We start from the raw sequence: 8,162 nt of genomic DNA, 5'->3' as shown, positions 1-8,162 counted from the left end.
GCAACTCGTTACGACAAGCGAGCCGACAACTTTCTCGCAGGCGTCAAGCTCGCTGCGTTTCGCATATGGTGCCGGTTTAATGAGTCGATGACCTAAAGGGCGGCGCGGGCGCCAATGCGCTGGCTATGGCCGGCGTGATCGCGACTGGAGTTCTCGCAGGCGCCGTTGCGCTTCCGACAGCTAGAGCAACCGCGTCCGATTCCGTCGAGATCAGCGCTTTGTCGGTCGCCGACATCGCCGCCGCAATGGGTTCGCTGGAGCCGGGCGTCGCCGCGGCTCTCGCCAGCCAGGCCCGGGACTGCAAGACGCCGATGGCGGTTCTTACCCTCGTACGGGCGCCGGACGCGCCGGTTGGACCGATCAGAATTCGCGCGGGCGCATATCTCTCGCCTCCGTTCCAGGTTGGCGCGACCCCGATCCGCGTCGCCGTGCCTTTTCCGGCGGCCTATTCGGCCGGGACAGGCCAGTTCGGCGTCGAGGGGCCCCATAATGGTTTGAATGCGTCGCTTAGCCCCACCTGGTTCTCCAGCGGAACGGGAGGCGCCGCCGTCATCAACGTGTGGTGGCGCACCGACCAGCCATGCGGCCGGTGACCGGAGGGTTTTAGGGAAAGACGGTGGGGCGATGTTTGATTTTCTCCAGCGTAATCAAACTGCTGCGTTGATCGTTGGCATGACCGCGGCCTCGCTGCTGACGGCATTGATCTTCGCGGGCGTCGCCGGCGGCGCCGGCGCGCTTTCGCAACTCTTTACATGGGCCAATATGCCCAAGCTGCTGACAGCCCTGGCGATCATCGTCGCCGGCGCGCTCACGAGCTTTCTCGCCATGCGCCTTGCGCTCGTCTATGCGAATGTCAACGCGACAGCGGAAGGGCCGGCGGTGGCGACGCATCAACTACGGTTGTTGCGTATCGTCGCGACGCCCGCGATCGTGGAGCAGGGCCGCACCGCGCAGCAGGCTCTCGACGAACTCGACGCCATGATCGGGCTCAACAGCGTCAAGGCCGAGGTCAACACGCTGATCGCTCGTCTGCAGCTTGAGCAGAAGCGTCGAGCCGAAGGCAAGAAAGTCACCGGCCTGAGCCAGCACATGGTGTTCCAGGGACCGCCGGGCGTCGGCAAGACCGTGGTGGCCCACGCGCTCGGAGACATCTACCGCGGCCTGGGCGTCCTCAAGCGCGGACATCTGATCGTCGCCGAGACCAAGGATCTCATTAAGGGCTATATCGGCCAGACCGCAGGAAATGTCGACAAGATCTGCGAATCCGCGCTGGACGGAATCCTCTTTATCGACGAGGCTTACGGTTTGGTCGCCGAGAACAACACGGCCAGTTTCGGCATGGATGCGATCAACACGCTTCTCACCTTCATGGAGAACTATCGCGACCGCGTGATCGTCATCGTGGCCGGCTATTCGCAACCGATGCAGAAATTCCTCGACGCCAACCCTGGCCTACGGGGACGATTCGCAAAGACGATAGAATTTCCGGATTATGCGCCGGATGAACTGGCGCAGATCATGATCGCCATGGTCAAGGCGCAGGACTTCGTTCCGCCCGAAAATTACGAGGAGAAGTTCAACGCCTGGGTTTCGGCGGCGCGCGGCCGGATCGGCTGGGCCAACGCGCGATCGGTGCGACAATTGGTGGAGAAGATGCGCGAGGCGCAGGCGGTGCGGCTGTCGCGCGATCCGGAGTCGAGCAGCACCAGTCAGCTGACGCTGGCTGACCTCGACAGCGCCATAGCTGCGTATTAGGCGCGACGCCATGACCGCTCGAGCGCGCTTCGCCCATTTCCTTCTCTGGCACGGAGACACGGCCTATCGCCGCATCTGGTTCGTCGCTCCGCAGATGCTGGCCCTCGCCGGTCTCGCGTGGCTGTTCACTCGGCAGGTGGAGCCGGGGGCGCCAGGCTGGGGCGCGCCGCCGCCGGGCTGGAGCGGCGGGCCAACGACGCCGCGTCAGCCGAAACCGGCTGAGCAATCGCCCGCCGCGATCGGCGTGGCCGAAGCCCTGCGCAATCGCGCCTTGAACGATCCCGCCGCGCTGAGGGAGTTGACCGCGCGCGCCGACGCTGGCGACGCCAACATGCAGTTCATGCTGGCCACGATCTACGATGGGGACATGAAACTCGGCAAGCCGCAAGACTGGGACGCTAGCAAGGCCGCGCGCTACTATCGCCTGTCGGGCGAGCAGGGCATGGTCTACGGCCAGGCCAATTACGGGCTGTATCTCGTCTATGGCAAGTTCGGCCTGGCGCGTGATCTCCAAGCCGGATTCGCATGGCTCTCCAAGGCCGCGGACGCCGGACTGGCTTTCGCGCAGCGTCACGTGGGCATTGCCTACCGGAACGGGGTCGGCGTGGGCGTCGACGGCGTCAAGGCGCTCGAATATTTTCGCAAGGCGGCCGACCAGGGCGATCTCTATTCAAAGGTCGAACTGGCGGACGCCTACTGGCATGGCAGGCCCCCCTACGCGCAGAACCGCGCCGAAGCGGTGAAGATCTATCGTGAGGCCGCGAATGACCCCAGTTATGCCAGCGCGGCCCGGATGGTCGGCTGGGCCTACATGAATGGCGACGGCGTTTCCCAGGACAAGACTGTGGCGTTGAAATGGTTCCGCGATGCGGCGGATCGCGGCGACGCGAATGCGAAGTCGATGATCGGGGACGCCTATTGGAATGGATGGCCGCCTTATCCGCGCGATCATGCCGAAGCCGCCAAATGGTATCGCGGCGCCGCGGCGGACCCGGATCAGGCCGGAGCCGCGCGCATGCTGGGCATGGCGCTGCGAGACGGTGATGGCGTCCTGGCCGATCCGGCCGAGGCGGCCATCTGGATGCGGCGCGCGGCGGAAAAGAACGACGCACATGCGCAGGCCGAACTTGGAATCGGTCATTTCTTCGGAAAGGGAGCTTACCGCCAAGATTATCGGGAAGCCTTCAAGTGGCTGCAAAAGGCCGCGGCCGCAAACAATGAATCGGTGGCGCAACGGCTGCTTGGCGTCTGCTATATGCAAGGCTACGGGACGCCTCCGGACCCGCGGCAGGGCGTCTTCTGGCTACAGCGTGCTTCTGCGAACGGTGATCGCGAGGCAGCGAAACTCCTCCGGCAATTCCGATGAAAGGCGCGTCCTGCCCTGCTTCTAGTCCGAATTCCTGAAATCTTGCAACGTCCGCCATCGAAGCTGGATGTGACGTTGGCTTCCGCCTGTCAGGCGTCTCCTTTGGGCTGATCTGAAACGAGGGCAGGCGTTTTCCGCAATGTCGCTTTCGAGCCGGACTCTGCCGATCAAGCGGTCTCGATCTCACTCGTCGCCAAATCCACATTTGGTGTCGCAAGCCGCAGCCGTTAGGGAAAAGAGAAGGCCACGTTAGAGCGTCGCGCCAACATGACTTCAAATTTTCGATTGAAAGCCTCGACAGCCGCGCGATCCGTAATCAAAAGCAAGTCATTGTCTTGCTTCGTCAATCCGGTAAACGATTCGTTGGCTGAACCTGTGCGCAAATTTGAATTGTCGATCGCATAAGACTTCATGTGCATCAGCCCCTCGGCCTCTGCTTTTACTTTGATCTGGACGGTTGGCGCGTGCGAAAGCTGCACCAACGGCTGATCGTCGTTCAGTTTGAGCTACGGGAGTTCTCTTAGGTCCAGATAAATCCGAAATTTTGCTCCGCGCGACGCTGCAAATTTAAGCGAGTCAATAACCTCGTATTTCGACAAGGCTCATTTCCGGCGCACTGTAAAAAGCAACGCTCGCGGCCCTTTGTCGCGCATTCGCAGGAGCGCTAATCGGAAAAATTGGAATCATCGACAAAAAGCCAATTAGTTTGCTCATAGCTCGTGAGCCTCCTGGATTCGGGTTAGCGAGATTTTCCGATCGCTGCAAGGCCGCTCCAGCATGAGCCGGCAATCCCGCGCCTCTCAATCCTTCATGGCAAGCCCTGCGGGACGGGCTCTCGCGCCTACATCGCCGAAGCCCCAAAGGGTCTTCGCCCTGCGGGTGACGATCGGCTCCATCGCCTGCGGCGCCGGAGCCCCCAAGGGCCTCTTGCGCACCCTCCGGCGCGGACGCGCGCCATTTCACGACACAGCGCGCCTACCGGAGAGCGGTGGGAAGGAAGCAGAATCACCTCTACCGCTATCGCCGTCGATCGCAGCAAGGGTGCGTCGCCCGCTCCCGCGCGTATCCGCGCGCCCTTGCCCCGCCGCCGCCTCGCGGTCGAGCCGTCGTCATTCCGAGAAGAGCAACCGGATAGAGGGCTTTGTTCCCAATTCAGGAGCAGGAAATGACGCACGCCCGAACCGAAATCGAGGAATTACGCGCCGGGGTAAGTTGCGCGACCGTTCTCGAAAGAGCCTCGCCGGCCTGGCGCCTTGACCGCGCCGAAAGTTCTCGAAATTGCCTGAAGTATCGACGCGGCGCCGGTGAGATCGTCATTGTCAATCACAACGGCGCGGGTTGGTGGGATCCAACGAGCGACGCGAAGGGCGACGTATTCAATCTCGTCCAGCATTTGGAGCCTCGGCTCAATTTCGGGGACGTGCGCAAAGCGCTGCGGCCTCTCGCCGGCATCCCGCCCGCCTTCACGCAAGACGTGCGGACAACCGCCAGCTGTGCGGTGCCATTGTCGGTGGCTGTTCGGTGGGCGCAACGGCCCCGCTTGCGCAGGCATTCGCATGCCTGGCTTTATCTTTCGAACCGAGGGTTGCCGGAAGCCGTGCTTGTCGCCGCCGCCGGTTGCGATGTCATCCGCGACGGCCCATATGGCTCGGCATGGTTTGCTCATCGCACTGCGAACGTCGTCACCCACGTCGATGTCAGGGGGCCAGCATACAAAGGCTCGTTGACCGGCGGCGCCAAGTCGCTGTTCTGGTTTCCGAGCGACACCGCGCTTCGGAACCGTTTCGTGCTGGCGGAGGCTGCGATCGACGCGCTGAGCTGCGCCGCCCTTGAGAATATGCGTGAGGACACGGCTTACGCCGCGACGGGCGGAGGCATGGGACCGGGCACGATCGCCGCCATCAGAGATCACTTGTTTTCGATCGCCGGCAGGCCCGGCGCTCATTTCGAAAGCGCGACCGACGCAAACCCTGCCGGCGATCGTTATGCCAACCGCCATGAACAATTCGCTCAGGAGGCCGGCATTCCCTTCATTCGGCGCCGACCGCCGCAGGGCCAGGATTGGAACGACGTCCTCAAAGCCCGAATATTGCGCCGTGACACATGACCAATGCGCGGCGCCGCTGCGCATCCGAGTATATTCACACCCAAACAGGCGAGCCCGACGATGACAAGCCGCACTTTGACGGCCGTAAATCCATGATGGCCCAAGAACAGGGCGCGCGGCCTCACCATTGGCAACACGAACCTGACGCGTTGCGGATGCTCAGCGATCGCCAGAACTGTCGCTGAAATTGAAAGGAAGATCCGGAGGAAAGGCGAAAATTCGCCGACGCGCGGCGTCGCCGCAAGGGTCAGGCCATGCGCTGACGCGCCCTTGCCCCGTCCGCTGCGGTCGGCGGCTCAGGAAATATCTGGAAGAGATGAAAGGAATTCCTGAGATGATGAACATCGAGGCCAACACCGACGGCAAGCGCGTTTCGCCAGCCCAGGTTCGCAGCGGAAAGATTGAAGATCCAGGATTCGGCTGGTCGCGCGCCGTTTTTGACGGCAACAATCATGGCCGTGAAGCGTGGCGTCAGCCGCCCCACGCAGAAGATGAAGAACTTCTCTTTCACGAGCCCGGTCGCATTCTCCCCTCGGTTCACGAGGGCGCCGGTGGAACCGACTGCCGCAGCCACAGCTTCAAGATCATCAAGCCGCGCTTCGCCAATTATGTGTTGATCGTCCAGCATGGCGGCGGGATTGAGCGCGTGGACCTCGGCTATTCCCGCCGGACGGTCAACGCATTCGCGCAAATGGATTCCGACACGCGCTTCCGCCTGATGTGGTCGATTCTGGATGTTCACACGAACGCCAAACGGGAGGCGGCCGAAGCGACCGCCAAGACCTTTCGTGAAGCCTTTGTTCAGGGCCGCTTGAAAAAGCGCCATCTGCCCGCGCGCGGAACGACCAGGGTTTGGATCGAACCCGACCGAGCCGGGATCGGCTGAGCCGGACGCCGGGCCGAGACGCAGAACACCCCCATCACCTGATCCTTTCCGCGCGCTCCGGAGCCTCGCTGGCGCGCGCCATCTGCCCAATTCCAGGAAGGAAGACGTCATGAACTCGTGTTGGACCATCACCGATGACGGTGCGTTCATCTGCGGAGATCTCGATAGCCGCGTGACCGCCTACAGCTACCCGACCAGCCCGAATGCGGAAAAGGCCAAGCGCCTCGCGCGCCATGGCATTCCAGCCGTCATGCGTTTCGTGGTGCGTGTCGTCACGGCGGCGGCATCACGACGCGTCAGCTCCGAATGCGAGGCGGAATACGACGCTCGCAACTGGCGCAAAATCAACGCGGAACGGGAGGAATAGGCAGGTTTGAACGGCGACAAGCGTCAAGGAGGTCAAAATGTCTCTTGGACACTATGCGGTTCAAATCTGTGACCTGAATGGACGCCCAGTGCGCGCGTTCAACCTTCCCATCGTGCCCGACATGGTCAGTTCACATCAGCGCTGGATTCCGGGCGCCGACATTCCGCCTGAGCTGATCGATGATCGCCACGTCGACGTCATTTGGTACGGCCTGAACGAGGGCTGATGGCCGCGCGACGAACATGGGCTTGCGCTTGAGGCGTCCGACGAGCTGACGAACTAGGACGGTGAAGGTCTGGCGAACCTTCGCCTGATCACCGCGGCGCCGAAAATGCTGGAAGCCGTGCGGACTGTCGCGCACACGCTCGGTCGATCCGGAGTTTTAGTCGGCTGCATGGACGCCATTTCCGCGATCTGCGCCGCCCTGGCCGATTTCAGTTGAGGACCTCCCGTCAGTCGATGCCCAACACGCTTTCGCGGTTGGAGAGACAGGAAAGACGGCAAAAAGAGAAAAGAAGAATCCCGCTACCGCATCGCCGTCGCGCGCCGCAAGGGTCAAGCCCGGCGCTTCGCGCCCTTGCGGCGTTCTCCGGGACGCGAAGCGCAAGGGGCTGTTTTCGGACCAGAATATGGAAAGGACAGCCGATGAAAAAGTTCAACAGAGCCAGCGCGCGCCGCGACCATTGCGAAGAACTCACCCAAACCATCATCGCCAAGCTCGAAGCCGGGGTTCTACCGTGGCGTAAGCCGTGGGACGCGGCCAAATGCGCGTCGGCAAGCAACCCGATGAACCCGACCACGGGACGCTTCTATCGCGGCATCAATGCCCTGGCGCTGGCGATGTCGCCGCACACGTTCGCCTCGGGCGATCCGCGCTGGTGCAGCTACAAGCAGGCCGACCAACGTGGCTGGCAGGTGCGAAAGGGCGAGAAGGGGACCATCGTCTTCTTTTACAAGAAGCTGAACATCAAGGACGAGAACGAGGAAGACCGCGCGATCCCGTTGCTGCGCGCCTATACCGTGTTCCACGCCTCGCAGATCGACGGCATTCCCGAATTCGTCGCCCCGGAAGCGACCAAGCCCGTCATCGAGCGCATCGCCGACGTCGATTTGATTCTGAGGGCCAGCGGCGTGCGCATCGAGATCGGCGGCAACCGCGCCTTCTACCGACAGGCGACCGACCATATTCAGATGCCGCCGGAACAGGCGTTCGAAGACATGCCGGCCTGGGCGGCGACCGTGATCCATGAATTGGCCCACGCATCCGGCGCCAAGCACCGGCTCGACCGCGACCTCACTGGCCGGTTCGGCAGCACGGCATACTCGCGCGAGGAATTGCGAGCCGAACTGGCGAGCCTGTTCGTCGGCAACGCCCTGGATCTTCCCTGCGACGTGCCCAATCACGCCAGCTACATCGAGTCCTGGGTCAAAGTGCTGAAGGACGACAAGCGCGAGATTTTCCGCGCGGCAGCCGACGCCAATCGCATCGCTGAATGGATCCTGTCGCACCATCCTGAGCACGCCGCCAGCGACGACGATCACGACGCGACCGACGAAGCCCAGCCGTCGAACGCCTCCGCCGAGGCCCTGGCCGCCTGAGCGCGGCCCTCAAGCTCACCTCTCCCATTTGGTAGATCGCGACGACGTCTGACGGCGCCGCGCGATCGCGCGCATCCGAAAG

General features: G+C 62.6%; 9 protein-coding genes. 8 read left to right on the top strand and 1 reads right to left on the bottom strand.

Going from position 1 to position 8,162, the window contains the following annotated elements:
- Nucleotides 1-125 precede the first annotated feature (125 nt).
- The 3 genes from M2320_RS20430 to M2320_RS20420 all read left to right on the top strand — a co-directional run bounded on the left by M2320_RS20430 (nt 126) and on the right by M2320_RS20420 (nt 3,121).
- On the top strand, nt 126-593 hold the full coding sequence (locus M2320_RS20430) for a hypothetical protein (protein ID WP_264598865.1): 468 nt from the start codon (nt 126-128) through the stop codon (nt 591-593).
- Nucleotides 499-1,755, top strand: coding sequence for an AAA family ATPase (locus M2320_RS20425; protein WP_264598864.1), 1,257 nt, complete (start codon nt 499-501; stop codon nt 1,753-1,755). Before M2320_RS20430 ends, M2320_RS20425 begins: the two co-directional genes overlap by 95 nt.
- 94 nt (nt 1,756-1,849) lie before the next feature.
- Complete coding sequence (locus M2320_RS20420; RefSeq protein WP_264598863.1) at nt 1,850-3,121, top strand: tetratricopeptide repeat protein; 1,272 nt, start codon at nt 1,850-1,852, stop codon at nt 3,119-3,121.
- Nucleotides 3,122-3,348: 227 nt separating this feature from the next.
- Here M2320_RS20420 and M2320_RS20415 read toward each other — a convergent pair whose 3' ends face one another.
- Entirely contained in the window at nt 3,349-3,600 is a 252-nt protein-coding gene (locus M2320_RS20415) for a phospholipase D-like domain-containing protein (RefSeq protein WP_264598866.1), read from the bottom strand.
- 686 nt (nt 3,601-4,286) lie between these two features.
- On the opposite strand from M2320_RS20415, the gene M2320_RS20410 reads away from it, so the two are divergent.
- The 5 genes from M2320_RS20410 to M2320_RS20390 all read left to right on the top strand — a co-directional run bounded on the left by M2320_RS20410 (nt 4,287) and on the right by M2320_RS20390 (nt 8,080).
- Nucleotides 4,287-5,228 (top strand): DUF3991 and toprim domain-containing protein, encoded by a 942-nt coding sequence (locus M2320_RS20410; protein ID WP_264598862.1) that lies wholly within the window; start codon nt 4,287-4,289, stop codon nt 5,226-5,228.
- Between the two features lie 337 nt (nt 5,229-5,565).
- A complete protein-coding gene (locus M2320_RS20405) occupies nt 5,566-6,114 on the top strand; it encodes a hypothetical protein (RefSeq protein WP_264598861.1) in 549 nt (182 codons plus the stop codon).
- A 109-nt stretch (nt 6,115-6,223) separates the two neighbouring features.
- Nucleotides 6,224-6,481: a hypothetical protein gene (locus tag M2320_RS20400; RefSeq protein ID WP_264598860.1), complete on the top strand. Its 258-nt coding sequence runs from the start codon at nt 6,224-6,226 to the stop codon at nt 6,479-6,481.
- Nucleotides 6,482-6,518: 37 nt separating this feature from the next.
- Nucleotides 6,519-6,707 (top strand): hypothetical protein, encoded by a 189-nt coding sequence (locus M2320_RS20395; protein WP_264598859.1) that lies wholly within the window; start codon nt 6,519-6,521, stop codon nt 6,705-6,707.
- Between the two features lie 419 nt (nt 6,708-7,126).
- Nucleotides 7,127-8,080 carry an ArdC family protein gene (locus M2320_RS20390; RefSeq protein ID WP_264598858.1) on the top strand — a complete coding sequence of 318 codons (954 nt, stop codon included), beginning with the start codon at nt 7,127-7,129 and terminating at the stop codon, nt 8,078-8,080.
- Nucleotides 8,081-8,162: the final 82 nt, after the last annotated feature.

Origin of the sequence: Rhodoblastus acidophilus, from assembly GCF_025961575.1 — a bacterium.
GTDB classification, from domain to species: domain Bacteria; phylum Pseudomonadota; class Alphaproteobacteria; order Rhizobiales; family Beijerinckiaceae; genus Rhodoblastus; species Rhodoblastus acidophilus_C.
Note: the sequence above shows the minus strand (reverse complement) of the source record. Positions and strands in the feature narration are given on the sequence as shown.

Excerpts from the sequence above, each read along its gene's own strand:
- M2320_RS20405 (WP_264598861.1), top strand. The coding sequence starts at position 5,566 with ATGAACATCGAGGCCAACACCGACGGCAAGCGCGTTTCGCCAGCCCAG.
- M2320_RS20395 (WP_264598859.1), top strand. The coding sequence starts at position 6,519 with ATGTCTCTTGGACACTATGCGGTTCAAATCTGTGACCTGAATGGACGC.
- M2320_RS20390 (WP_264598858.1), top strand. The coding sequence starts at position 7,127 with ATGAAAAAGTTCAACAGAGCCAGCGCGCGCCGCGACCATTGCGAAGAA.
- M2320_RS20400 (WP_264598860.1), top strand. The coding sequence starts at position 6,224 with ATGAACTCGTGTTGGACCATCACCGATGACGGTGCGTTCATCTGCGGA.
- M2320_RS20420 (WP_264598863.1), top strand. The coding sequence starts at position 1,850 with ATGCTGGCCCTCGCCGGTCTCGCGTGGCTGTTCACTCGGCAGGTGGAG.
- M2320_RS20410 (WP_264598862.1), top strand. The coding sequence starts at position 4,287 with ATGACGCACGCCCGAACCGAAATCGAGGAATTACGCGCCGGGGTAAGT.
- M2320_RS20430 (WP_264598865.1), top strand. The coding sequence starts at position 126 with ATGGCCGGCGTGATCGCGACTGGAGTTCTCGCAGGCGCCGTTGCGCTT.
- M2320_RS20425 (WP_264598864.1), top strand. The coding sequence starts at position 499 with ATGCGTCGCTTAGCCCCACCTGGTTCTCCAGCGGAACGGGAGGCGCCG.